General features: G+C 33.1%; 21 protein-coding genes. 12 read left to right on the top strand and 9 right to left on the bottom strand.

Features of this window, described 5'->3' with window-relative positions; genetic code table 11:
- Window positions 1-274 precede the first annotated feature (274 nt).
- Window positions 275-1,771 carry a T9SS type A sorting domain-containing protein gene (locus ACUUYC_RS16900; protein ID WP_474267849.1) on the bottom strand — a complete coding sequence of 499 codons (1,497 nt, stop codon included), beginning with the start codon at window positions 1,769-1,771 and terminating at the stop codon, window positions 275-277.
- 321 nt (window positions 1,772-2,092) lie between these two features.
- On the opposite strand from ACUUYC_RS16900, the gene ACUUYC_RS16905 reads away from it, so the two are divergent.
- From ACUUYC_RS16905 to ACUUYC_RS16945, 9 genes are all read left to right on the top strand, one after another.
- On the top strand, window positions 2,093-2,359 hold the full coding sequence (locus ACUUYC_RS16905; RefSeq protein ID WP_474267850.1) for a hypothetical protein: 267 nt from the start codon (window positions 2,093-2,095) through the stop codon (window positions 2,357-2,359).
- A 49-nt stretch (window positions 2,360-2,408) separates the two neighbouring features.
- On the top strand, window positions 2,409-3,182 hold the full coding sequence (locus tag ACUUYC_RS16910) for a DUF6261 family protein (RefSeq protein ID WP_474267851.1): 774 nt from the start codon (window positions 2,409-2,411) through the stop codon (window positions 3,180-3,182).
- A 428-nt stretch (window positions 3,183-3,610) separates the two neighbouring features.
- A complete protein-coding gene (locus ACUUYC_RS16915; RefSeq protein WP_474267852.1) occupies window positions 3,611-3,871 on the top strand; it encodes a hypothetical protein in 261 nt (86 codons plus the stop codon).
- Between the two features lie 180 nt (window positions 3,872-4,051).
- Window positions 4,052-4,312, top strand: a complete 261-nt coding sequence (locus ACUUYC_RS16920; RefSeq protein WP_474267853.1) for a hypothetical protein — start codon at window positions 4,052-4,054, stop codon at window positions 4,310-4,312.
- Between the two features lie 163 nt (window positions 4,313-4,475).
- Entirely contained in the window at window positions 4,476-4,733 is a 258-nt protein-coding gene (locus tag ACUUYC_RS16925; protein ID WP_474267854.1) for a hypothetical protein, read from the top strand.
- A 242-nt stretch (window positions 4,734-4,975) separates the two neighbouring features.
- Entirely contained in the window at window positions 4,976-7,900 is a 2,925-nt protein-coding gene (locus ACUUYC_RS16930) for an ATP-dependent helicase (RefSeq protein ID WP_474267855.1), read from the top strand.
- A 3-nt stretch (window positions 7,901-7,903) separates the two neighbouring features.
- On the top strand, window positions 7,904-10,273 hold the full coding sequence (locus ACUUYC_RS16935) for an AAA domain-containing protein (protein WP_474267856.1): 2,370 nt from the start codon (window positions 7,904-7,906) through the stop codon (window positions 10,271-10,273).
- Window position 10,274: 1 nt separating this feature from the next.
- On the top strand, window positions 10,275-12,167 hold the full coding sequence (locus ACUUYC_RS16940) for a site-specific DNA-methyltransferase (protein ID WP_474267857.1): 1,893 nt from the start codon (window positions 10,275-10,277) through the stop codon (window positions 12,165-12,167).
- A 3-nt stretch (window positions 12,168-12,170) separates the two neighbouring features.
- Entirely contained in the window at window positions 12,171-14,840 is a 2,670-nt protein-coding gene (locus ACUUYC_RS16945; RefSeq protein WP_474267858.1) for a TnsA endonuclease N-terminal domain-containing protein, read from the top strand.
- 27 nt (window positions 14,841-14,867) lie between these two features.
- Here the strand turns inward: ACUUYC_RS16945 and ACUUYC_RS16950 are convergent, their stop codons facing one another.
- The 3 genes from ACUUYC_RS16950 to ACUUYC_RS16960 all read right to left on the bottom strand — a co-directional run bounded on the left by ACUUYC_RS16950 (window position 14,868) and on the right by ACUUYC_RS16960 (window position 16,436).
- Window positions 14,868-15,488 carry a JAB domain-containing protein gene (locus ACUUYC_RS16950; protein WP_474267859.1) on the bottom strand — a complete coding sequence of 207 codons (621 nt, stop codon included), beginning with the start codon at window positions 15,486-15,488 and terminating at the stop codon, window positions 14,868-14,870.
- Between the two features lie 128 nt (window positions 15,489-15,616).
- The gene (locus ACUUYC_RS16955) at window positions 15,617-15,997 is read right to left on the bottom strand and encodes a response regulator (protein ID WP_474267860.1); all 381 of its coding nucleotides are present in this window, start codon (window positions 15,995-15,997) and stop codon (window positions 15,617-15,619) included.
- A 187-nt stretch (window positions 15,998-16,184) separates the two neighbouring features.
- Window positions 16,185-16,436 (bottom strand): hypothetical protein, encoded by a 252-nt coding sequence (locus ACUUYC_RS16960; protein WP_474267861.1) that lies wholly within the window; start codon window positions 16,434-16,436, stop codon window positions 16,185-16,187.
- A gap of 275 nt (window positions 16,437-16,711) precedes the next feature.
- On the opposite strand from ACUUYC_RS16960, the gene pabB reads away from it, so the two are divergent.
- A complete protein-coding gene (pabB, locus tag ACUUYC_RS16965) occupies window positions 16,712-18,022 on the top strand; it encodes an aminodeoxychorismate synthase component I (RefSeq protein WP_474267862.1) in 1,311 nt (436 codons plus the stop codon).
- Between the two features lie 18 nt (window positions 18,023-18,040).
- Here pabB and ACUUYC_RS16970 read toward each other — a convergent pair whose 3' ends face one another.
- The 5 genes from ACUUYC_RS16970 to ACUUYC_RS16990 all read right to left on the bottom strand — a co-directional run bounded on the left by ACUUYC_RS16970 (window position 18,041) and on the right by ACUUYC_RS16990 (window position 21,635).
- Window positions 18,041-19,177, bottom strand: a complete 1,137-nt coding sequence (locus ACUUYC_RS16970) for a sterol desaturase family protein (protein WP_474267863.1) — start codon at window positions 19,175-19,177, stop codon at window positions 18,041-18,043.
- Between the two features lie 167 nt (window positions 19,178-19,344).
- Complete coding sequence (locus ACUUYC_RS16975; RefSeq protein ID WP_474267864.1) at window positions 19,345-20,049, bottom strand: hypothetical protein; 705 nt, start codon at window positions 20,047-20,049, stop codon at window positions 19,345-19,347.
- Between the two features lie 11 nt (window positions 20,050-20,060).
- Window positions 20,061-20,720, bottom strand: coding sequence for a hypothetical protein (locus tag ACUUYC_RS16980; protein ID WP_474267865.1), 660 nt, complete (start codon window positions 20,718-20,720; stop codon window positions 20,061-20,063).
- A gap of 19 nt (window positions 20,721-20,739) precedes the next feature.
- Window positions 20,740-21,279 (bottom strand): ASCH domain-containing protein, encoded by a 540-nt coding sequence (locus tag ACUUYC_RS16985; RefSeq protein ID WP_474267866.1) that lies wholly within the window; start codon window positions 21,277-21,279, stop codon window positions 20,740-20,742.
- Window positions 21,279-21,635, bottom strand: coding sequence for a hypothetical protein (locus ACUUYC_RS16990; RefSeq protein ID WP_474267867.1), 357 nt, complete (start codon window positions 21,633-21,635; stop codon window positions 21,279-21,281). The genes ACUUYC_RS16985 and ACUUYC_RS16990 overlap by 1 nt, the downstream gene beginning before the upstream one ends.
- Window positions 21,636-21,914: 279 nt before the next feature.
- On the opposite strand from ACUUYC_RS16990, the gene tilS reads away from it, so the two are divergent.
- Both tilS and ACUUYC_RS17000 read left to right on the top strand, forming a co-directional pair.
- The gene (tilS, locus tag ACUUYC_RS16995) at window positions 21,915-23,225 is read left to right on the top strand and encodes a tRNA lysidine(34) synthetase TilS (RefSeq protein ID WP_474267868.1); all 1,311 of its coding nucleotides are present in this window, start codon (window positions 21,915-21,917) and stop codon (window positions 23,223-23,225) included.
- A gap of 88 nt (window positions 23,226-23,313) precedes the next feature.
- Entirely contained in the window at window positions 23,314-25,752 is a 2,439-nt protein-coding gene (locus ACUUYC_RS17000) for a protein-disulfide reductase DsbD family protein (protein ID WP_474267869.1), read from the top strand.

The following is a 25,752-nucleotide window of genomic DNA, read 5'->3' on the forward strand; positions in this document are numbered from 1 at the left end:
TCGTATCTAAACTTTTAAGTTGGGTGATTTTATAAGATGATTCAAAAGTAGTTGTTACGAATATGCGAGAACATAGAGTAATTCACGTAAACCACTACGGGATTTACCGTATTCTTAGGAGTTGTTATTTACTTTTAGATGAATCTTCGTTTATCAATCTATGCAAAATGATATCTCATATGGACTTAATGAAGTACTAATTAAAAACTCGCATACAATTAAAAAATTATATGCGAGTTTCGTATACTGTATCTACTTTATAGGATATATAAATTTAGTTTTTCATAAATTTTTTAGTCAGGCTTGAAGTACCAGATTGTAAAGTCATAAAATAAAACCCAGTAGCCAAGTTGCTTACATCAATAGGGTAGTTGCCTTGTATTTCTGTTGGTGTTATTGTTTTTATCTGTGTGCCTCTACCATCAAATACTGTGATTGTTTCAATACGTGTTTTGCTTTGTACAAATACGGTTGCACTTGCAGGATTTGGATATACCGTAAGGTTTTGCAATGCAACATCCTCTACAGAAAGTGTTGGGTTTTCAAATACACGTGTATGCCCAGTATTAAAATCGATAGAATTATTTATAAACGCACCTACAGCAAGCTTACTTCCATTATCACTCAAGCTTACCGAAGCACCAAACCAATTACTAACATCTTCTCCGTCAATATCTGCACCTACTTGTATCCAAGCATCGGTTTGATTTCTATATACACGTACATGTCCAGACTGGTCTCCATTGCCATCATTTCCATAGGCTCCAATAGCAACAATGCTTCCATCATTATTTAGATTTACTGAGTATCCCGAAAAATCACCACTTGCTTCTCCATCAATAGCAGCGCCCATCTGATTCCAAGTGCCAAGCTCGTTTTTAAACACACGTACATGCCCAGAATTTGATCCAGTACTATTATCATTTCTAATTGCTCCAACAGCGACAACAGTTCCATCAACATTCAAACTTACCGAAAAACCCGCTTCATCATCTGCTGTTTCTCCATCAATATCAGTACCTATTTGTGACCAATTATTATTTATATTTTTAAATACGCGTACGTGCCCAGCGTCAATGCCATTTCCATCATTATGATATCCGCCAATAGCAACCGTGCTTCCATCGCCACTTAAACTAATGGACCAACCAAACCAATCATCTGCGGCTTCTCCATCAATGTCAGCACCGATTTGTGTCCACGTACCATTTTCATATTTATAAATACGCGCATGTCCAGCATTAGAGCCATTACCACTATTTAAGCGTGCTCCAATAGCAACAACAGTTCCATCATCACTTAAACTTACGGACCAACCAGATTGATCAAAAGCAGATTCTCCATCAATATCAGCGCCTACTTGTGTCCAAGTACCGTTTACATTTTCATACACACGCACATGTCCTGAGTTGGTTCCGTTTCCATCATTTTCATGCGCTCCAATAGCAACAATACGACCATCGGCACTTAAACTTATTGATTCTCCTGATAAATCACCACTAGCTTCTCCATCTATATCTGCACCAATTTGCGTCCATGTACCATTTGTATTTTGATATACGCGTACATGACCCGAACCCGAACCGTTTCCATCATTACCATTTGCTCCAATAGCAACAATAGTTCCATCAGCACTTAGACTTACTGATATTCCAGATTGATCAAACCCAGCTTCGCCATCAATATCTGCGCCTGTTTGTGTCCATTGCGCATGGCTTAGTGATATGCAACATATAGTGCATATTAGTAGTAGTAGTAATTTTTTTTTCATTTGGTAATTTTTAATGTTTATGTATCTTACGAAGATAATAATAAGATGTCAGTAAATACGTAGTGTCAAAAAAATAATTTTGAGTATTGTGCATTCTCTTTATTCCGTTTATTACTTCATTTTCCCTTTAATTCTTCAACATTTCAATAATGCTCTAAGTGACAAACATCTATTTTTACTTTATGTTCGTATTCAGTATTTTTTACGTGAAACTCACGTTAAAACGGATTATTGAGGTACGTAATGCAACGCTTATACATTTCTTACTACACTTATACATTATGTAGTGTGATTTTTAAAAAAATATTCGAAATTCACATCATGAAACAGCAGAGCGGCATGCGTTTGTTTTCAAAAGTTTGCTTGTTGCAGGGCTGCGAGAACGTTTCCAACACGTCGGAAAGCTTCCTGCACAACTGCGAGACGTTTTCAAACACGTCGGAAAGCTTCCTGCACAGCTGCGAGAACGTTTCAAACGCGTCGGAAAGCTTCCTGCAGGTCTGCGAGACGCTTCCAAACGCGTTGGAAAGCCTCCTGCATTGCTGCGAGAAGGTTTCAAACGGCTTTTTATTGCGAATAATGCAATGAAACAGTGTAAAAATGTTAAAATATTATAAAATCATTAAAACCGATTGTTATGGAGATACCAATTTTCTCACGCTACAGAAATAGCGAATTTTTACAATACATGAAAGATGTATTAGAAATGGTGAACGACAAAGATGTTGACACCTTATTGTTAACCACACAACGTGATGCACTAGCTGCGCTTACCAACCAGATGGACAATTTGTTTCAGCAGGAGCAAAGCAGTGGCATTACGCAAGAACTTATTGACTTGGATACCAAACGAGACAGAGCGTTTATGGGCATCAAAGCTAGCTTAGAAGCTTTTGGCTACCATTATGACGAAAGCATACAATCGGCAGCGCTTAGTTTGTTGTTTAATTTAAATAACTATGGTACCAACATTCCGCGGATGAATTACCAAGCAGAAACGGCTGTGATTGACAGTATGTTGTCCGATTGGGAAACCGAAACCGACTTAGTTGCTGCGATTACCACAACACGACTCACCAATTGGATTGCCGAACTAAAAGCGGCTAACGAGGCGTTTAACAACCGATATATAGCACGTGTGTATGAAGAGTCGGCTACACCAGGGGTGAGCTTTACGGCAATACGAGAGGAAGGTGTTAACAGTTACAAAGTATTGGTAGCGCATATAGAAGCACATGCAACACTAGGCAGCAATGCTACACACCAAGAGTTGGTAAACCAAATAGGTACGTTGGCAAAGCAGTATAACGTAACGGTAAATGCCCGATTGAGTTCGGGAGATACTGACAATGAAGATACAGCACCTACAGATAGTACAGATAATTCCGTTTCGAATGCCGAAACTGAATAGTGCAACAACATTAAAACAAAGTATTATATATAGACATGGTAATTACTTTAAATTGCTTTCGTTACTTTTTGCAGATCGACTGACGAAAGCTGACATTTGTTTATTCTGATCACTCTTGTAGTTTTTATAAGCTACAAGGGTGGTTTTTTTATGGGTATATATAGTTTTGAGTAAAAAATACCGACGGTATATAAAAGTTTTCAAAGAAGTTATTATCTTTAACCTTCTCCCAAAGAAACTGCACTAGCCTGCAAGCTCTTTTTTCACAATATATAATTTAGAAAACCTTCTCGTAGCAATAGTACATTACTATTGTAATAGTTTGCTATGCACTAATTTTTTAATACTACTAAATAGTATAAAAGAGTAGATGCTCTGACTCCTCTTTTGTGAAATATATGTTCAGGGCTAATTTTAAATAATATAGTATGTTAAAAAACATTTTAAAATTAGAAGGTGTTCAACAATTGAACAAAGAACAACAGAAAGCTGTAAATGGTGGTACCGAAAGTTATTGCTGTTTTAGGAGTGCCGATTATCATATGCAAGATGTGCCTAACTATGCCGATCCGTCGTATGAAGAGTATTTAACACACGAGCAACGTCATGATATTTGGTTGTTTTACTATGATGCGTGTATGGGAGGTTTGGATATTGCGTGTGTACAAGCGCTTGATCCTGCTCCATAAATTAAGCAATACATGTACTACATAGTACATAACTAACATTCTTTCTAATCAACAGGAATTGAATGGTATCAATAGTTTTATTGACGATTTTTTTAAAAAAAATAACAATTCATAAAGAGTAGACGCTCTGACTACTCCTTTGTAAATAGTGTATTCAGAGTTAATTTTAAACAATATAATATGTTAAAAAACATTTTAAAATTAGAAGGTGTTCAACAATTGAACAAACAACAACAGAATGCTTTAAATGGTGGTACAGACGGCTATTGCTGTTTTAACAGTGCCGATTATCATATGCAAGATGTGCCTCACTATGCCGATCCTGCGTATGAAGGATATTTGACACATTCACAACGTCATGATATTTGGTTGTTTTACTATGATGCGTGTATGGCAGGTATGGATGTTGTGTGTGTTCCTGCTCTTGATCCTGCTCCATAAGTGAAGCCAACTTACATGGCTAGCATTCTTTTTTATCAATAGAAAATAGAATGGTATCAATAGTTTTATTGACGATTAAAAATAATAACAATTCATAAAGAGTAGATGCCCTGACTACTTCTTTGTTAATAGTATTTTCAGGGTTAATAATAAACAATATAATATGTTAAAAAACATTTTAAACTTAAAAGGTATTCAGCAACTCAACAAGCAAGAACAGAAAGAAGTAATAGGTGGTAGAACTGAAATTGATGGCGTATGCTGTTTTAACAGTGCAGATTATTTTATGGAAGATGTTCCTCATTATTCTGATCCTTCTGCTGAAGGGTATTTAACACATGCACAGCGCCATGATATTTGGTTATACGCGTATGATGCGTGTATGGGTGGTATGGTAAATGCATGTCTTCCTGCGCAATAAGTAAACGTATATATTAGAAAACCATCCAAATAGTATAATAACTGTTTGGGTGGTTTTTTTGTTTGTGGTATTTACGGTTTTCCGTAAAAGTAGTTCGTCAATAAAGTTTAGTATTGTACTAAAGGTTATTGATATTTCATTTTGGAATTGTTACATTTAGCAATACAGAGAATTTAATGGTATTTCTTGTGAATTATTAATAGCCAAATATTAAAAATATGTTAGTTACAAAAACTATATAGATGCTAAAAGATTATAATATTGATTTATTAGACATAGATGATGAAAAAAAAGCAGCTATTCGTACTACCGAAGGCCCATTATTAATAATAGCTGGTCCGGGATCAGGTAAGACAAAAACTTTAGTAGAAAGAATTGTTTACCTCATATCTAAAGGAACAAAATCAGAAGAGATTCTAGTTGCTACATTTACAGAGAAAGCAGCAAAAGAGCTTATTACAAGAGTATCTAATCGACTTTTGGAGCTAGATATCAAGATTAATTTGAATGAAATGTACATTGGTACGCTACATTCAATCTTTCTAAGGTTTTTAGAAGAACACAGGGAGTTCACAAGACTAAAAAGGAGTTATAAACTACTAGATCAATTCGATCAACGTTTTTTTATCTACAGAAATATAAAATCTTATTTGGCAGTTGAAGATGCTGAGTTATTACTTGGTGATTTTAAAACTTCAAATTGGATTAAAGCTGATAAGTTAATTGGTTATATCAATACTGTTGGAGAAGAGAATTTAGATGTTGAAGTCCTAAAAAAAGCAGATGACTATGGTGTTAGAGCTATTGGAGAATTTTATGATATTTACTCTAAGCAAGTTGAAGAGGATAACTCACTAGACTTTTCCTTTATTCAAACAGAAGCTTTTAATCTACTTAGTAATAATCCCAATATACTTGAAGAGATTCAGAATAAGATAAAGTATTTAATGGTAGATGAATACCAAGACACAAATACTATTCAAGAAAAAATTATTCTTCTATTGGCTAATAAACATAATAACCTTTGTGTTGTTGGAGACGATGACCAAGGTTTATATCGTTTTAGAGGTGCTACTATTAGAAATATATTAGAGTTTGCTGATAATTTTGATAAGGGGTTATGCAAGCAACTTACATTAACTATTAATTACCGTTCTCATCCAGAAATAATTGATTTCTATAATAAGTGGATGGCTGAAATGGACTGGACCAAAGATGGTAAGCAATTTAGGTACGATAAGATAATTAAGCCTAGAGAAGATGACTTTATTGATAATCCTTCAGTTATAAAGGTTTCCAATGATGGTTCTTTAGAAGACTACTATGAAGAAGTATACCAGTTTATAATTGACTTGGAGAAAAAAGATGTTCTAAAGGATAGAAATCAAATTGCATTTTTATTCAAATCAGTTAAGAACTCTAAAGTAATTGGTTTAGCTGAATATTTGGAAGATAAAGGAGTTCAGATATTCTCACCTCGTTCATCTCTGTTCTTTGAGCGTGACGAGGTTAAATTACTACTAGGAGCAATCGTATTTATTTTCCCAAACTTATTTGAAGCATTGAAATGGTCTGATACGGCAAAACTTGAAATCTGGAATTATTATCAACATTGCAAAGTTAAGTTTGCAAATGAAATAAGAAAAAATACAGAAAAACATGGGGCGCTTCTACAATGGTCTCAAACAAGAGCCAAACAACATTTAACTCTAACGGAAGGAACGGACTATGGTTTTGCAGCTTTAATTTATCAGCTTCTAGAATACCCAATGTTCTCTCATTATTTAGATTTAGGTTTAGATGCGAATAAAACCGATTTAAGAGCTTCTTATAACATAGCTTTATTTACTAAATTACTTTATAAATATGAATACTTATACAATGTAACTGTAATAACGCCAGAGAATAAGGATAATCTTTTAATGAATCTTTTTAATCAGTTTTTGAGGTTTATATATGATGGAGGTATTGAAGAGTATGAGGATTTTGATGAATACGCGCCTTCTGGATGTGTTTCATTTATGACCATTCACCAATCAAAAGGATTAGAATTCCCTATTGTTGTTGCTGGTATGCCAAATAACAGACAAGGTCCTAGAACACAATATTCAGAGACAGATGCTATTTTACAAGAGAATTTTTATCATAAACCTCCTTTTGAACCTTTAGAATTGACTAAGAATTATGATTTTTGGAGATTGTACTATACAGCATTTTCCAGACCTCAAAATTTACTGGTTCTAAGTTGTTATGAACAGAAAAATAAAAATGGAAGCTACAGCTCTCCAAACAAATTATTCAAAAACCTATATGAAGGAGTTCCTTCATGGAAAAGTGACTTATTTGATGTTGCTAAGTTAGAATTAGAGACCATAAAACCAACTAATATTAAACATGAATATTCGTTCACATCGCATATACTTCTATACGAAAATTGTCCACAACAGTATAAGTTCTATAAAGAACTAGAATTTACAGAAGTTAGAACTGGTGGTGTTTTAGGTGGACAGCTTTTACATCAAACGATAGAAGATATTCATAAGGCTGTTTTAAAAGGTCAAGAAGCCACTTTAACAAATGAAAATATAGAAAACTGGTTCAATACCAACTATCATTTATTATCTAAACAACAGCGTTCATATTTACACAAACCCCAACAAATAGCTTTACTAAAGCAAATCTTAAACTATAGAGATAAGAACACGAACGACTGGGATAAGATAGTTGAAGCTGAGGTTGATGTATCTTTAGTAAAGGAAGGTTATATACTAAAAGGTACTATAGACCTGATTAGAGGTGAAGAAGGAACAGTAGAACTTATTGATTTTAAATCTGGTGATAAGCCAGATGTAAACGGAACAGAAGCAATTACTAGAAATACTTTGGACCGTTATAGAAGGCAATTAGAAGTTTATGCACATTTAGTAGAAGAACGAACAGGACATAAAGTAAGTAAGATGCATTTGCATTACCCTAAAGAAAAAAATGGGAGTCCGTACATAACTTTTAATAAAAATGAACATACAATTAACAAAACAATTGAGACCTTTGACAAGGTTGTACAAAATATAGAAAACAAAAATTTTGACAATTCTCATATTACCAAAAATGAAAAACAGTGTTCTGACTGTGATATGAGATATTATTGTAATCCCAGACAATATTAATATATGACAGTAGCAGAACTACAAGATACTAGCATAAACAGTGCAACAGTTTATCTTAATTGGTTGATTGATAATGATAAGGGGTTGCATTCGGTTGATGTTCATTCAATTACTACAAAAGACAAAGTTCATTATAAGTTTAAACTGTCTTCTAAATTATTTGATACAGAAGTAGTACTTATTAGACATATTCCAACCTTAAAAGATTATGATGACTTATTTAAAGTTATTGAATATGATTCTGATAAAAGGGTTTTAATATTAAAAAAGAATAAAGAATTTCCTTTTGAGATTAGTAATGAGAAAAAAGGAAGTATAAAGATTATTTCAAGTCTTAGATTTTTGGTTCAAAATATTATCGATTGGTATGAACAAAATGGTGATAGACTTGAGTTGCCTTCTAATAAATCATCTATTTCTAACAAAGTCGCAAATATTAATTTTGAACCTGGAACTTCTCAAGAACAAAAAGAAGCTGTAAAAATGATATTTGATGCTCCCTTTTCATATGTATGGGGAGCACCAGGAACAGGGAAAACAAGATGGGTACTAACTCAGGCAATGCTTCAGTATATTAAAGAAGGAAAAAAAGTTGCAATTGTTGCACCAACAAATAATGCTATTGAGCAAGTTCTTGAAGCAATAATACCTATAGCACAGGAAAAAGGTATTGAACTTAAAAAATTTATAAGATTAGGTAACCCAAGTGCAAATTTTTCTTCGTTGTATCCAGATGTTTGTGAAGTAACTGGTTTGGAAAAACAAGTTAAACAAATTGATAGTAGAATAGATTTTTTAAATCGTCATTCATCAATTGTAATTGAACAGGGTAAAATTGATAAGGCAAAGAACTCCACTATTTTAGATACTTATTCAGATAAATTAAAAAAAACAGAGGTATGCTCTTTTGATAAAAGTGAGCAAATAAAAATTATAGATAATTTAAAGATAAATCTATCTGAAAGAAAAAATGTACTTAGTAGTCTTCATAATAAGCTTTTAAATTTGATTAATGACAGGGATAGCACACTAACTAAGTTCGCTAGGTTTTTGGGTCTGAATAAAAAAGACTATGATTCTAGAATAAATATTTTAAATGATTCAATCAAAAACACAAAATCACTTATAGAGGACGAGCAAGTTGATATAGTAAAAGGAGAAGAAAAGTTAGATAAAATTAAAATTGAATCATATAATATAGTGACAGCTTTAGAAGAGGATAAGTTAATTGTGAAAAATACGTATTCGTTTTTATTTGATGATAGTGAAGATTTTAATAAACAGCTAACAGCTATAAATGTTCTTAAAAAGAATGTTCTCGAGAAATTAATTGAACGGTCATCAAAATTTGAATCAGATTCACTACTAGCTATAGAGTATAGTGATTTAGACGCTAGAGGTATTGAAAACCTTATCAATGAACTAAAAGCAAAGAAAGCTTATTTAACTTCAATGTCTACACAAGAAAGGCTTGATAATGTCTCGGTAGTAGCTTGTACTTTAGATAGCTATATAATGAGGTTTATAGATGTAAACTTGAGTGTTGATCATATTTTTGTAGACGAAGCTGGTTATGCCAATGCAATAAAAACGCTGCCTCTTTTTTTAAACAATGTTCCTGTTACACTTCTAGGAGATCACAAACAATTACCTCCTGTTTGTGAACTAAATGATTTCATCATAGAAAAAGACCAAAACTATTATGATGCCTATTTATGGCATTATACAAGTACATGTATTGATAGCTTATTTGTAAGGAATAAAAATGAAACGTATCAAAACTTTGTAAATAAAGTTCAATTAACAAAAGAACTAATGAAGTATAATGCACTAAGTACCACTTTTAGATTTGGAAGTAATTTAGCGAAGGTTTTAGGAGATTATATTTATGATATTGATTTTACATCTGGGAGCGATAATGACAATACTGAAATTTTCTATATTAATGCTCCAAAAAGGATGGACGAATTAAGAAGTAGAAAAAGTGATAATGAATTAAGTGCTATTAAAAAGTTAGTAATTCATTTAGAATCTAATGAAGAAGAGTATGCAATTCTTTCTCCTTATCGAAAAGGGCAGTTATATTTGTTGGGGCGTAATTTACCGAAACAAAGGGATAATCAACAAATACTGACGGTTCATGGCTCGCAGGGTAAAGAATGGGACACAGTAATTTTGTCGGTTGTAGATACGAGCGATATGTTTTTTACGAACACATCAAGACCTAACGCAATAGGTAGAAATTTAATTAATACCGCTGTGAGTAGAGCAAAAAAAAGACTTATTATTGTAGCTGATACTCAATTTTGGTTAAGTCAACATAATCAGTTGATAACAGAATTATTAAGTATAGGGAAAGAAATAGAAATATAAAATGGAAGAACAAGGCAAGTTAGATATCCAAGCAGAAAAAAAACTCAATACGGTTGACGAATATAAATTTGAACCCATTAAGGGCTATCCAATGCTTCATTGGAAAGGAAAAAGACCTTTCAATTCTACTCAATACTACCCAGCACAACTTAAAGAAAACTACGGTGAAGAAGTTAACGGTTGGATGAATAAAATATTCTGGGGAGATAATCTTCAAGTGATGTCTCATCTATTAAAAGAGTATCGTGGAAAAGTAGACTTGATTTATATAGATCCTCCATTTGATTCTAAAGCTGATTATAAGAAGAAAATTTCGCTAAGAGGCAAACATATAAAAAATGACCAAAATTCATTTGAAGAGAAGCAGTATACAGATTTATGGTCTAACGATGAATACTTGCAATTTATTTACGAGAGAATTGTTCTACTTAGAGAACTCTTAAGTGAAACAGGAAGCATATACATTCACTGTGATTGGAGAAAATCTCATTACATCAGATTAATTTGTGATGAAATCTTTGGAAAAGAGTGTTTTCGGGGACACATCATTTGGAAAAGCATGACATCTAGTGGCTTTAAAGGGAAAACGTCGTTGGGGAAAAGTCATGACGACATTATTTATTTTTCTAAAAATCAAGACAAGTTTTGTTACAATCCATTCTATATTCCATATTCAAATGAATACATTGAAGAACGGTTTAGTAAGGTGGATAAAAATGGGAGAAGATTTAAAGATGAAAAAATAGGTTCTGCGACACCTCAAAGCACAGTGAATAGGCTTATAGAAGAAGGAAAGATATACTACACATCAAATGGAACGCCCCGAATTAAACATTATCTAGATGATGCTAAAGGGTATCCAATTGATAATGTATGGACCGACATATTTGGAGAGAATTCTCAATCGAAGGAACAAACTGGTTATCCAACACAAAAACCAATTTCACTTTTGGAAAGAATAATATCCTTATCCACTAACCCTGGGGACATAGTACTTGATTGTTTTATGGGGTCTGGTACAACTCAAGCTGTAGCAATGAGGATGGGTAGAAGGTTCATTGGTGCCGATATTAATCTAGGAGCTATTGAAACAACAATTAAAAGATTAAATAAAATTAAAAGTGATTTTGAAAGTACCCCTCCCAAAGTTGAATTTAAAAATCAAGATGGCGAAACGGAAGTAATTAATGACTTTTACACTGGCCTTAGTGTATATAATGTTAATAATTATGATGTATTCAGAAATCCAGTGCAGGCTAAAGAGATTCTAAAACAAGCGTTAGAGATTCAACCACTACCCAATAACACCATTTATGATGGTGAAAAAGATGGAAGAATGGTCAAAATTATGCCAGTAAACCGTATTGCTACAAGAGCAGATCTCAATGGGCTAATCACTGGTTTTAATTACAAATCCTTTGAGAAGAAATCAGATAAATCACCAAATAAACCTGTAGAAAGTTTATTGCTGATATGTATGGGGCATGAACCAGATTTGGCTGCTTTATTGCAAAAAGAAGTGCCTTACAAATTAGATATTGAAGTTGTTGATATACTTAGAGACAAATCTAATCTAGAGTTTAAGAGAGATTCTGAAGCTGAAGTTATCATTGAAGGAAATAAATTGATAGTTAAACAATTCTATCCGATGAATCTGCTTCAAAAATTATCTTTGATGAAAGAGAATGTAGAAGATTGGAAAGAACTTACTGAATCCGTAAAGGTAGATTTTAACTATGATGGTTCGGTGTTTGAACCAAAAATTGTGGATGTACCAGAGAAGAATGAAATGGTTATTGGTGAATACGAAATTCCAGAAGATGCTGGAACTATTAGAATAAAAATCACAGATTTACTATCGGAGTCTTTAGAGTTAACTATTGATAACAATTAAGATATGGCTAAGAAAAAGACTAAAAGCGAAATAGACTTTCCATTTTATACGTATTTAAAACTGTTTCATGATACGAACAAGAAGAAAGTTTATAATCAATATAAACCGCTAACAAAGAAGTTTCTAGATTTCAATAATCCAGAAAACCCAGATTCTTATTTAAGATTGCCGCAATTTGAAGCTTTAGAAATGTATATATTCTTAAAGGAGTTCTTAGGAAATGTGTACCTCTATGAAGTATTTGAAGATTGGTATAATAAAACAGGGCAATTCTCTAAACGTAAAGATATTGGTATATCAAAAACTAAAGGTTCAGTTGGCACCTTGGACATGTTTGGTCCGTCCGAATTTCAAAACGAAGATAAAATAGTATTTAGCGAGGTATTTAAACAAATAGAGTCTTTCAAGCAAATTTATCCTAACTACATTTTTGCCCTAACTATGGGGCTAGGGAAAACAGTTTTAATGGCTACTTCTATCTTTTATGAGTTTTTATTGGCTAATAAGTATCCTAAAACTTCGAGATATTGTCATAATGCTCTGGTATTCGCTCCAGACAAAACTGTACTGAATTCACTTAAAGAAATTGAAACTTTTGACAAATCAAAAGTGATACCGCCAGAATATGTGAACTGGTTAGATACTCACCTAAAATTTCATTTTCTAGATGATACAGGTGTTTCTTTAAATGCGCTAGATAATTCTAAGTTTAATATTATCATTTCTAATACACAAAAGATAATACTGAAGAAACAGCATAAGAAGAAATCTGCTTCCGATAGCTTGTTTAATGATGGTGGAGCAATGTATAAAGCTAAATCACTTAATAAAGATTTTGAAGATTTATATGGTTTTGAAATAGATACAGATAAAGAACTTCTATCTAACCAACGATTTGCAAAACTAACCAGACTAAAACAACTTGGTATTTATGTAGATGAAGCTCACCATGTATTTGGTACTAACCTAGCTAAAGACTTTGGACTAAAGAAAAGTTCTACTAGTTTAAGAGTAACTATTAATGAATTGGCTGAATCTTTAAACCAAGCTGGTTCTAGAGTTGTTGGATGTTATAATTACACAGGTACGCCATACATAGGGAAAAGATTACTTCCAGAAGTAGTTTACGCGTATGGTTTAAAAAATGCTATTGACAATAAGTACTTGAAAAAAGTAACTATTCATGGTTTCGAAAATGTGAAGGACCAAACAAAAGCATTTATAAGAACTGTTATTACTGAATTTTGGGAAAAGCATAAGGACCAACGTTATGAAGGTTTGCTTCCTAAGTTTGCTTTTTTTGCAACTTCTATAGATGAACTTCAAAACGAACTAAGACCAATAGTGGAAGAGGTTTTATCTGATCTTAATATTCCTATCAACAAAATTTTAGTGAATGTTGGTGATAACAAAATCACTAAGAATGATGATTTAAGAGAGTTTAAAAGACTAGATACACCTCAGTCTGAAAAGCAATTTATTTTATTAGTAAATAAAGGTAAAGAAGGTTGGAACTGTCGTTCTTTATTTGGAGTAGCTTTACATAGAGAGCCAAAATCTAAAATATTTGTGTTACAAGCTACTATGCGCTGTTTAAGAGCTATTACAGATATACAACAGACAGGTATGGTTTATCTGTCTAATGAAAATATAAAGACTTTAGAAAACGAGTTAGAACAAAACTTTAAATTATCAGTTGATGAGCTTACTTCTGCTGGTGATGATAAACAACTCGTTGATATAAAACTAGTGCCACCACCAGTAAAAATTAAAATAAAGAGAATTAAAAAGCTTCATCAACTAAGAGAAAAAGAACTAACTAAAGGAGTTGATTTAGAGCTAGATAATATTAATTTAGATAACTATGTAATTAAAAGGACTGAAAGAGATATTAAAAATGTTTCTAAAACACTTAGTTCTTCAGTATTCACCGATTATGATAGTCGTGAATTTTCAGAATTTACTTTAATAGCTGAAATAGCTAGATATCTTTATCACCCAGAAGGAGTTGACCAACTAAATAAAATTAGTTGTTTAGAAATTAATAAAGTGTTAGAGTCATCAAAACAAGGAATTGCGAAAGTCCTTAAACTGGTTAATAAGCATAATGAAATTCTTTATGACTGGGTAATACCAAAATTATTCAATTCGTTTTATGAAATAGATTCATTCAATAAGGAAGAAGAAGAGGAAATTGAATTAGTCAAAGAACCAAAAGAAGGGTTCTACCGAATGAAAGCTAAGGCTGAATTAATAGCTAACATTGAAGATTCGCAATATCAACCTTTCAGAGATAAATCATTCCATCTAGATAATTACTGTTTTGATTCTTTCCCAGAATCGCACATGTTTACATCCTTATTAGAAGATGAAGAAATAGAAAAGGTTTGGTTTACTGGAATGCTTACTCATGGTCAATCAGATTTTTTAATTAGATATATAGACCCAGAATCGCACACTGTTAGAAGTTACTATCCTGATTTTCTTGTAAAAATAAAAACAGATGATAACTCTGAACGATATGTAATTATAGAAGTTAAAGGTGATAACAAAATTGATGATGCTGTAGTAAAAGCAAAAGCAGATTACGCATCTCAATTAGCTGCTGCCAGTGGAATGACATACCAAATAGTTAAAGGTTCAGAGGCTAAAAAAACTCTAAATTTTAATTAAAAAGAATATTTATGATTAATATTTTCATCAAGCCTTCTTAATATCCCGAACATACAACCCAGTAGCTTTTTTAATGAAGTCAGTATCCATACCGAGTTCTTTTAAACGACGTGCTACTTGCATGCGACCTTCTTTCTCAGCCTTATCCTTTTCAAACTGTAACTCTAGTTCCTTCATGGCTTCGCTTTCTTGGGCAACTACTTTGTACATGCCGTTTTTGCGGAGTTGTTCCATAATACCTTTTTCTTTAAAGCTAGTAAAACCACTTTCGGTAATAATGAGATGGTCTATGACGTCAATATTAATAAGTTCTCCAACCTTTAGGAGTCGGTCCGTAATATCTTTGTCGGCTGCGGATACTTTGAGGTTTCCACTCGGATGGTTGTGTACCATTATCATACGTACGGCAAGTTTGTATATTCCCATACGGAACACATCGGGCGGTGATACATTTACGCGGTTTTGTGCGCCAATGGCAATGAGCTCTACAAACAATATGGTATTATCGGCTTTGAGCCCTACAACCCAAAAATGTTCCTGCGCTCTACGAATTTTGTTTTGACGCAGTAGTATTTGCTGCATCACACTATATACATCGTAGGTGTTAATGATTCGTATTTTTTGTGCTTCGGTCAGTCGTACGTTCATAATTCAAATATAGGAAAATTAGTATTGAGAAGGTAGTAATGCGTATTGAGATTTTTTGTGGTGAGTTGGTCGCTACGCTCTTGTTGTTGGGTTTTTGGTTTTACTTAGATTTAGCGTAAACAAACAAATCAACTGTTACTTAGTATTTTATTGATAACAGCTTCTAATTCTAATGTGCTTACAGGTTTTCGAATTCTATAGTATGTTTGGGTAATTTCTACTTCTTCTTCAATAAGAAAGTAGTCAGTATCAGTATCTGTAAAGAAAATAAACGTAGCCTGTGGTGGCGTGTGTTTAGAGAGTTGTTCTAAAAACTCTACTTTCCTTGATTGTTCTCTAAAAGAAACGTCGGCTAAAACCAAATCAATCTGTTCTGTTGTTAGTATTGACAAAGCTTGTGTAAATGCGTCAATTTCATAAACCTTAAAGTTATATTTTTGTATGGCTTCGCTAATATGTTTTAAGAATGATGTATGTTTTGTGATAATGATCGTTTTTTTTATGCTCATATAAGGAAGTTTGTACGTTTCGTATTTGTATTTAACAAGAAACAACAAATTAATGAATTAGTAGGGAAGTAGTAGTGAGTTATGAGCAGTGTACACAAACAAAAAAACCGTAGTATTACATCCTATTAAAAGATGAACTGCTACGGAATTTTAGTATGATTTAGAAATTAGCACTTATATACACGGATTACATATCACGCATACAAGCGGAAGCAGGTTTTGTATCGACATTTACAAATTTTGTTTTTGGAACACCTACTGGGCAAATTCCATCAGAATCACATGCCGCAAATTTGGAACAAGTGCCTGCTGTTGCATAATCTGTGGTACGAATAATAATAATAGTAATAACGTCTGTTCCACCATTAAGGGTTTTTGCAGTTAAACTAGAAATTGTGGACTTTGTGAGGTTCAATGTTTTTAGGTTCTTTTTTTTCATAATTGTGAAGTTTTAAAAGGGTTTTACTAGGTTTCTTTTTTTTGATATAATAAGATAAATATAAAACCCAATAACTATTTACGGTTTTACCGTAAAACAGGAATTTAGTGTTTGAAAATGAGTAGATTATGGAAATTGTCGGTTATTAGTTGTGAGTTGTTTGCAGTTGTCGGTTTACAGTGAACGTTACAAATACCCAAGACAAAACCCAAAACCCAACAAACATTTGGCAAAACGATCTTTAATTAAGAAATTAGCAGCTTAAACTTGAATTCTTGAGAGTCACGTTAAAATTTTCCCTAGAAAGTACCCAATATATAAAGCAACAATTGTTGTTATGGAGTCAGCAATACCACGAAGTCGTTTGGTTAGATTCTAACGACTACGACCAAAAATACAGTGAATATGATGCTATCCTTGCCGTTGATGCCTTTACGGTGCTACAAACCGATTATACAAATGCTTTTGAACAACTAGACGAATATCAACGTATTACGAACGATTGGATTTTTGGGTATTTATCCTATGACTTAAAGAATGATGTGGAAAACTTAGTTTCTCAAAACCATGATGAGCTAGAGTTTCCTGAATTGTATTTTTTTCAACCCAAAAAACTATTCTTTTTGAAAGGAAACGAACTTGAAGTACAATATTTACGTGCCGTTGATGATGAGTTGCAAGAAGATGTTGAAGCAATTTTACAGACTGAGATTGATCATGAGATTTTTCAGAAGTCAACATCTAATAAAGAGCATCGTCCTAAGATAAAACTACGGATTCATAAAGATGAATATCATGAAAAGGTAAATAAGGTTTTAGCACATATTCATAGAGGCGATATTTATGAGGCCAATTTTTGCCAAGAGTTTTATGCAGAAAACGCTACGATTGATCCGGTATCAACCTATGCACATCTTAACGCTATTTCAAAACCACCTTTTGCAACATATATGCGATTGAGTGATAAATATATTTTATCGGCTTCGCCAGAACGTTACATTAAGAAAAACGGTACTAAGATTACGTCACAACCAATTAAAGGAACTGCAAAGCGTGTGAGTGATCCTGTGGAAGACCAAAAGCTTGCCACAGATTTACAACATGACGAAAAAGAACGTGCAGAGAATGTAATGATTGTTGATTTGGTTCGGAACGACTTGGCCAAAACAGCGCAAAAGGGAAGTGTACAGGTAGAAGAATTGTGCAAAATATACACATTTGACCAAGTACATCAAATGGTTTCAACCATAACTTCTGAAGTTGCTGAGACACAAAACACCGTAGCAATTTTGCAAACAACCTTTCCGATGGGAAGTATGACAGGCGCGCCCAAAATTTCGGCAATGCAAATTATTGAAAACCTAGAGGAAACCAAACGCGGTATATACTCAGGCGCTATTGGTTATTTTACACCAAACAACGATTTCGATTTTAACGTAGTGATTCGGTCTATTTTGTATAATAGTAGCAAAAAGTATGTTTCCTATTCGGTTGGTGGCGCTATTACTGCAAAGTCAATTCCTGAAAAGGAATATGAAGAATGCTTGATTAAAGCCAAAGCCATGCGTGAAGCGTTGGAATCATAAGTATGTGCGTTTACTTCATCAACGCTCACTAGGATTGTCAATTTCATTATCATTTGCAGGATTTTTGGTAAACGGAAATACAAACTGCCTCAGAAATCCTTTTGGAAACTTCACTTCTCCAAGCCCTGTATTTTCAGGCCATGTTTTTCCCATAGGATAATAAGTACCAAACATCATATCTATGAATGGGAAGTGAATGGCAAAATTTTTGTCATATGCTTTCGGATCATCAGAATGATGCCAATGATGGTATTGCGGTGTTACAAATACATACCGAAGAAATCCAAAATTGATCCGTGTGTTTGCATGCGCCAATACTGCTTGGAATGACACAATTATTACATAGGTTGTAAAAACGGATGTGCTAAACCCAAATACATATAACGGTAAAAAAGAAATGGCGCGTACGGCGATTAAATCAACAAAGTGCGTTCTAGATCCGGCTAACCAATCGATGTCTTTCGTAGAGTGATGCACGGAATGAAAACGCCATAAGTATGGAGTTTTATGAAAAAAGTAGTGTGCTGTCCACTGAAATAAATCAGAAACAAACAAGGCAAGAAATAGTTGAGGTATAAACCAAATACCTTGAACCCATTCTTGAAAACCACTTAAACCTAAGTCTGAAAATATAGTTACTGCGGGCAATTGTACCAGTATTCCAATAACTTGAATGAGCAAATGACTGATAATAAAGTAAACTAAATCGGTTTTCCATTCTGCATGAAATTTTGTTTGCTTCTCACGTTTTGGTAGAAACAATTCCATTGGAATAAATATAACGGCAGAAATTAAAATATCAAGCAAGAGCCAATCCATACCAAGCGTGAATGGCTTTGAGTCTATTTCTTGATACTCAGGTAAGCCTGATGCGAGAAATATGGAAGCTGCAATTATTAGTATAGCGTAGAAGCCAAGTTTTGTTTTTTTGCTTAAAATAAAACCAACCAGCGCAAATGCAAATGAAGTAATAAGTACAATGAGAAATCCCCATTTAATAAAATCGGGTTTGTACAATTCTCGAAAATCAGCCGTTGTTAAATATTCTGGGAAATATGCACAAATAGTAGTTCCAAAACAGATGATTGCTAAAAATATTGATATGTAACCGCTAATTTTACCTTCTCCAATTTTAAGCCTTTTATTTTCGGTCATATTGTTTCGTTAGTTTATTTTTTTTAAATCGTAGTCTTTGTTAAAACTATGCGAATCTGAGGTAAAAACAAAATCATTCATACGTTTTGATGCAGATGTTGTCTATATAAGCCAAAGCCATACGGAAAGCATTGAAATCGTAAAAAGCAACGTGCGTATGATTCGCTTTAGTTCGAATACGGATTCATAATGTTTCCTGAAGAACTTCCTTGTTGTTTACTTTTATCAAACTGAGCTGAACTGATATAGGCTACTATTTCATTGGAAACTAACTTTGTTTCTTGATCCAAACTAAGCGCATATCGTATTTTAGTTTTGAAGTTTCCAGTAAATACAGGAATGCTAAACTGCCAATATTCGTTTGTATCTAGCGTAATGGTGTGGTAACTATTTCCACAAGTACTAGTTGGTCTATAACTAATTGGTTTCCATGTGCCTCTTTTATTCATAGCTTCAATATAAATAGATAATTTGCTGTCTTGGGCAGAAAAATCGATAGCTTCTTTTGTTGAATTAACTAAATATAGTTTATGTCCCAAATATTTATTCCCAACGATTGAATGTTCTTTTTCACTAATCATTAAAAATAATTTTCCCTTAGCAAAAGTACTGTCTACTTTCTTCGGAATATTCTTAGATCGAAACTCTCCATTAGCTTCTATGGCATTTTTTGGACTACTAGACGCATACAAAAAACTTCGTAATTGAAAATCAATAGCTAAAGAGTCTTTTTGTATAACAGTATCATTAGATAGTTCTTCTGTTAAAATGGCATATTCAGTAGTGTTTATAGGTGTGATTTCCTTTTTAGGAGGTTCGCCACAACTACTAAATAAAGTAAGTGTTAGAAGTACTATTAATGAGTTTTTCATAGTTTGAATTATTATATTTTATATTCAACATCTTCAATCAATTCAATTTCTTCAGGTTCGGCAGGTGGTGGAGGCATTTCAGGAACCTCAATTCTTTCATTTAACCATATTTTCAAATCGGTTCTGTCCGTTACTTCTTCGTATGCTTTGATAAGTTGCAGTACTGTATTGGGTAGTTTTTCTATTCCTTTTTCATCGTACGATATGTAAATTAATAACTTTTCAGGACTGTCACATAAACTCGGATTTTGTCCGTTGTTTTCAAGATCTCTTTTTAAGATTGAAGTCAGACTATCCATAGGATAAAAATTCTCATCTAGCTTATTGATGGTATCGTTATGAATTTCAATGACATTCTTCTGTTTAATCAAGATGCAAGCAAAATTTTCTCTACAAGGATTTCGGAAATAGATTCTTTTCAGTTCGTTATTGTATTGCAACGTTAATTTAGGCAAACTATCATTACATGCAATTGCTTCAGTTCGTTTGAGTAATGCATCATAGGTTTTGAATTGATCCAATTGCAACTCTACACTGATGCTATCATATTCTTTTTCAAAAAGTCCAAAATCTTTTACATTTACTTGAACCACCTTTTTCTCAACATCTTGACAGCGACTAAATGTCAAAACCATTAAAATCAACGTTGCTAGTTTTAAGTAAATTTTCATGCTATGTTGTTTCTTGAAATTACTTTTTTGTCCAGATTGTTTCAAACCATTCACAAACGACCAACATTTCCTCTGTTGGTTTGGTTCCACTTTCTTTCATGGCACCAGCAAAAAAGTCCCAATGTGCTTTTTTCCACTTTTTTAGTGGTTCAATTTCTGTTGCCATATCTAATGTTGCATAGTCTTTAGAAATTTGATTGAATGGAATTGTATCTATCTTTTTTATTTCAATGATAGCTTGCGCTTTTCCATCAAAATCCGTGATAATATGCTTTTCTCCAATTTTTGGTAAATCAGCATTTGCCTCTTTATACCAAGCATACAAACCAGAAGAAGCCTTCTTTTTTCCGTTTACTACTAATGCAGCTAAGCGATTTGCATCTTTCTCATTAGAATGAAAATACCAAGATTCAGGAACTTCGTCTTTGGCAAACTCAGGATTAGCTTCTGTAAAACTATTCCAAATTTCATAAACGGTTTTGTCAATTTCGCCTTCTGTTTTTGTTTCGCTTTTGCAGCTAATTAAAATTAAAAGTAATATGATTGGTATGTATTTCATTATTGTTTTATAATTCTTGATTTTACAGCACTGTGGTTTAATCCTGATTTTATAGTTAGCTCTAAAAAGGCATTCATTAAATCAGTAAACCTTTTCATCGTCTCTTCATTTCGAATAGAAACGTCAACAACAGAACCTGATCCGCCAAGTAATTCAGCAGAAATCACTTTTTCTTTAAATCTTTCTTGGTTCTCATTCAGGATGGTTGATAAAATCTGCTTTATCCAATTTCCTTGAGTCGTGTATGCTGAGTCACGTAGGATTTCAGAAATTTCAGTTAGGATGCGTATAAAATGCGCTTTGTTTTCTTCTGAAAAATCTATTTGATATGTTTTTTTCTTGAATATATCGAACATCTTTTTTTTATTATAGACTATTGCTAAAGCTATAATAATCCGATTGATAATCAAAATCTTGAAAAAGATATTTAATAGTGTTCATTTTTATTTTAATAAGGAAAAGTACTTTGATGGCTGATATCTATGCTATATGCACTTTTATTTTAGTGTTAATTACAATTGTAATCGTAACATTTAGATAACATTTTTAAGCGGTTTTTATTGATAATTCACCTATTTAATTATCTTTGGAACAATAAGTATCACAAGGACTTGTAGTCTCTTTAACCTATTCGTTTGCTAGAGAATTTAGAAAAACATATTGCTGAAAACATACCTTTTTTACAGAAGCAAAAACTCCTTATTGCTATTAGTGGCGGATTGGATAGTGTTGTGATGGCAAATTTGTTTTATAAACTTGGGTATGATATTGCCTTTGCTCATTGTAATTTTCAGCTGCGTGCTGAAGAAAGCGATGCAGATGAACTGTTTGTGAAAGAGTTAGCAACATCATTGAATGTAAAGTTCTTTACAAAGAAGTTTGATACAGAAACTTATGCAAATGAACAGAAAGAATCAATTCAAATGGCAGCACGTTCGTTGCGATATGCATGGTTTCAAGAATTAGCAACAACATTTCAATACGATTATATTCTAACAGCACATCATACAGATGATGCGTTAGAAACGTTTCTTATCAATCTATCACGTGGAACAGGTATTGATGGTTTGACAGGAATTCCTGAGAAAAACGGAAATATTGTACGTCCGCTATTGCCTTTCACGCGAAGTGAACTAAAAACATATGCGGAAAGCAATCAAATAACATGGCGAGAAGATAGTAGCAATGCAGCTACAAAATATATTCGTAATAAAATACGCCACGATATTGTACCGTTGTTAAAAGAATTGCATCCAACATTTACAGAGAACTTTCAGGCAACTCAAACACATTTACAGGAAAGTAAATTGATGATTAATAGCAGTATTGAAAAGTTTCGAAAGAACGTAATAAAGGAAACGGCGGATGGAACGTTATGTATCAACATCAAAAAGATACAAGAAAGCGCACATCCAAAAGTATATTTGTTTGAGTTATTGCGTTCGTATGGTTTTACAGCTTGGAATGATGTGATGGATTTGTTAGATGGACAAAGCGGAAAGCAAATAACTTCGGCAACATATCGTTTAATAAAAAACAGGGAAGACTTATTGTTGCAACCATTACAAGGAGAAGTAGCCATTGAAGAAATTGAAATTTTGGAGGAAACGGCAACGATTACCAATCCAATTAATTTACAATTGGAAGAAGTATCAAACATTACAACCACGGGAAATTCGGTATTGTATGTTGATAAAGAGTTGTTAAAGTTTCCGTTAATCGTAAGAAAGTGGAAAAATGGAGACTATTTTTATCCGTTTGGGATGAAAGGCAAAAAAAAATTAAGCAAGTACTTCAAGGATGAAAAGTACTCGTTGATTGATAAAGAAAATCAATGGTTACTTTGCAATGAAGGACAAATCGTTTGGATTATTGGAAAACGTTCCGATAACCGATATAAATTAACCCAACCAACCAACACAATTATTAAGTTTACAGTGCAATGAAATGCGTCATGAAAAATATGTTGAAAATCAACAAAACTATAATGAACGAATTTTAGTTGTCAACTAAAACAACAACAATTATTATCAGATGAAAAAACTAATTACGTTATTACTCTTATGTGTTTCTAGCTTTGCTGTGCATGCACAAATGGACGATCCGGTTCAATGGACTTCGGAAATAGAAAAGGTATCCGATACAGAATACAAGCTTATTTATAAAGCAGAAATTATAGATAAATGGAAGTTATATTCACAGTATTTAACTGAGAATAGTGGGTTTCCAACGGAATTCATGTACGATTCTATTCAACAAGCCAACGATTTTAAACTAGTTGGAAAGAATGAAGAAAGTGAAGGAATTACAAAGTTTGATAAAGTATTTCAGGCGGAACTTACGTTTTTTAAAGGCACGGCAACATTTACACAAAAAATAGAAATCACAAATCCTGATGTTACAGCGATTACTTCAGAAGTTATTTATCAGAGCTGTGATGATGAAAAATGTGTTTTAGGTGATAAAGAGTTTACGTTTCAGATACCAGGGAAAACATCAAGTAATAATGTTTTCGGTGGACAATCAAATGTATTAGAACCTGTAAAATGGGCAACTTCTGTAAAAAAGCTTTCGGATGATGAGTATGAAATCATTATGAAAGCAAGTGTGGAAAAAAACTGGCATTTGTATTCGCAACGTAATTATGGAGATTCAGGACCGTTTCCGACAGAGTTCAATTTTGCTGACGCCGGAACAACCTATGATTTAGTTGGAAAAGTGCAAGAATCGCCAACGAAAGATGTGTTTGACAAAGTATTTCAAATGAACATTTCTTTTTATGAAAAGGAAGCAACATTTACACAAAAAATAAAACTAAAAGATAAAAACACAAAAATTATCAATGCAGAAGTGGTATACATGGTCTGCGATGATGAAAAGTGTTTGCCGCCAACAGGCGTAGACTTCGCAATTGCATTAGACAACTCAACAGTTGCTGCAAAAAGTGCAGAGTTGACGGAAAAAGATATTTTATTATCAAAAGAATTAGATCTACAGATTACAGGGAAAGATAAATTTAAAGATGATACTGAAATTGCTGAAAAAAGCAATCTATCTATTTTCTTTTTAGGATTTTTAGGAGGATTAATTGCGTTGTTAACACCATGTGTTTTTCCAATGATTCCGTTGACAGTATCATTTTTCACTAAAAGTGGATCGACCGCTCAAAAAGGACTATTTAACTCTATACTTTACGGTTTCTTTATTTTCTTGGTATACTTCTTACTAAGTTTACCGTTTCATGTATTAGACTCGCTCGATCCCGAAATACTCAATAATGTCTCTACAAACGCAACATTGAATTTAATATTCTTTATTGTATTTGTAGTATTTGCATTTTCTTTCTTTGGTTATTTTGAATTAACATTGCCAGCTTCATGGAGTAATTCGTTAGATTCAAAAGCAAATAACATTGGAGGAATTGTCGGAATCTTTTTAATGGCAATGGTGTTGGTAATTGTTTCATTTTCATGTACAGGACCAATTTTAGGAGCTTTATTAGGAAGTACAACGCTTGCCGCAGGTGATCCGGCAATGAAACTCACCATGGGAATGAGTGGATTTGGTTTGGCATTAGCATTACCATTTACACTATTTGCGATGTTCCCAAAATGGTTAAACTCGTTACCAAGATCTGGTGGTTGGTTAAACTCTGTAAAAGTTGTTTTAGGATTCTTAGAACTTGGATTGGCATTAAAATTCTTATCAAATGCAGATTTAGTATCACATTGGGGATTCTTAAAAAGAGAAGTATTTATTGGAATTTGGGTGCTTTTAGGAATGGGATTAGTTTCATATTTATTTGGTCTTTTAAAGTTTCCACATGATAGTCCAATCAAAAAACTAAGCTTCAGCAGAATTTCATTTGGAATACTTGTATTGGCATTTGTGGTGTATTTAATTCCAGGATTGACAAATACAAAATATGCAAACTTGAAATTATTAAGTGGTTTTCCACCACCGTTATTCTATAGTTTATACGATCAGCAAGCTGGCGTAGAAAGTACAGAACATGGCGATTGCCCGCTTGGATTGCCTTGTTATAAAGACATTGATGAAGGAATAGCAGCTGCAAAAGCAGAAAACAAACCAATCATGTTAGATTTTACAGGTTGGGCATGTGTAAACTGCCGAAAGATGGAAGAACAAGTATGGAGTGAACCAGATGTATTCAAAATTTTAAATGACGAATACATTTTAATTTCACTTTATGTTGATGATCGAAAACCTTTACCAGAAGATCAAAAGTTTCGATTTGATAAAGGAAATGGAAATATCAAAAAAATTAAAACCTACGGAGATAAAATGGCAACGCTACAAACGTTGAATTTCAATAACAATTCACAGCCGTACTATGTATTACTATCTCCAAACATGGAAATGCTGCAAAAACCAGTTGGATATACACCAGATGCACAAGAATATGAAAAGTGGCTGCAAGATGGTATTGAAAACTTTAAAAAAGAAAAATAA

The organism is Kordia sp. E, from assembly GCF_056033805.1.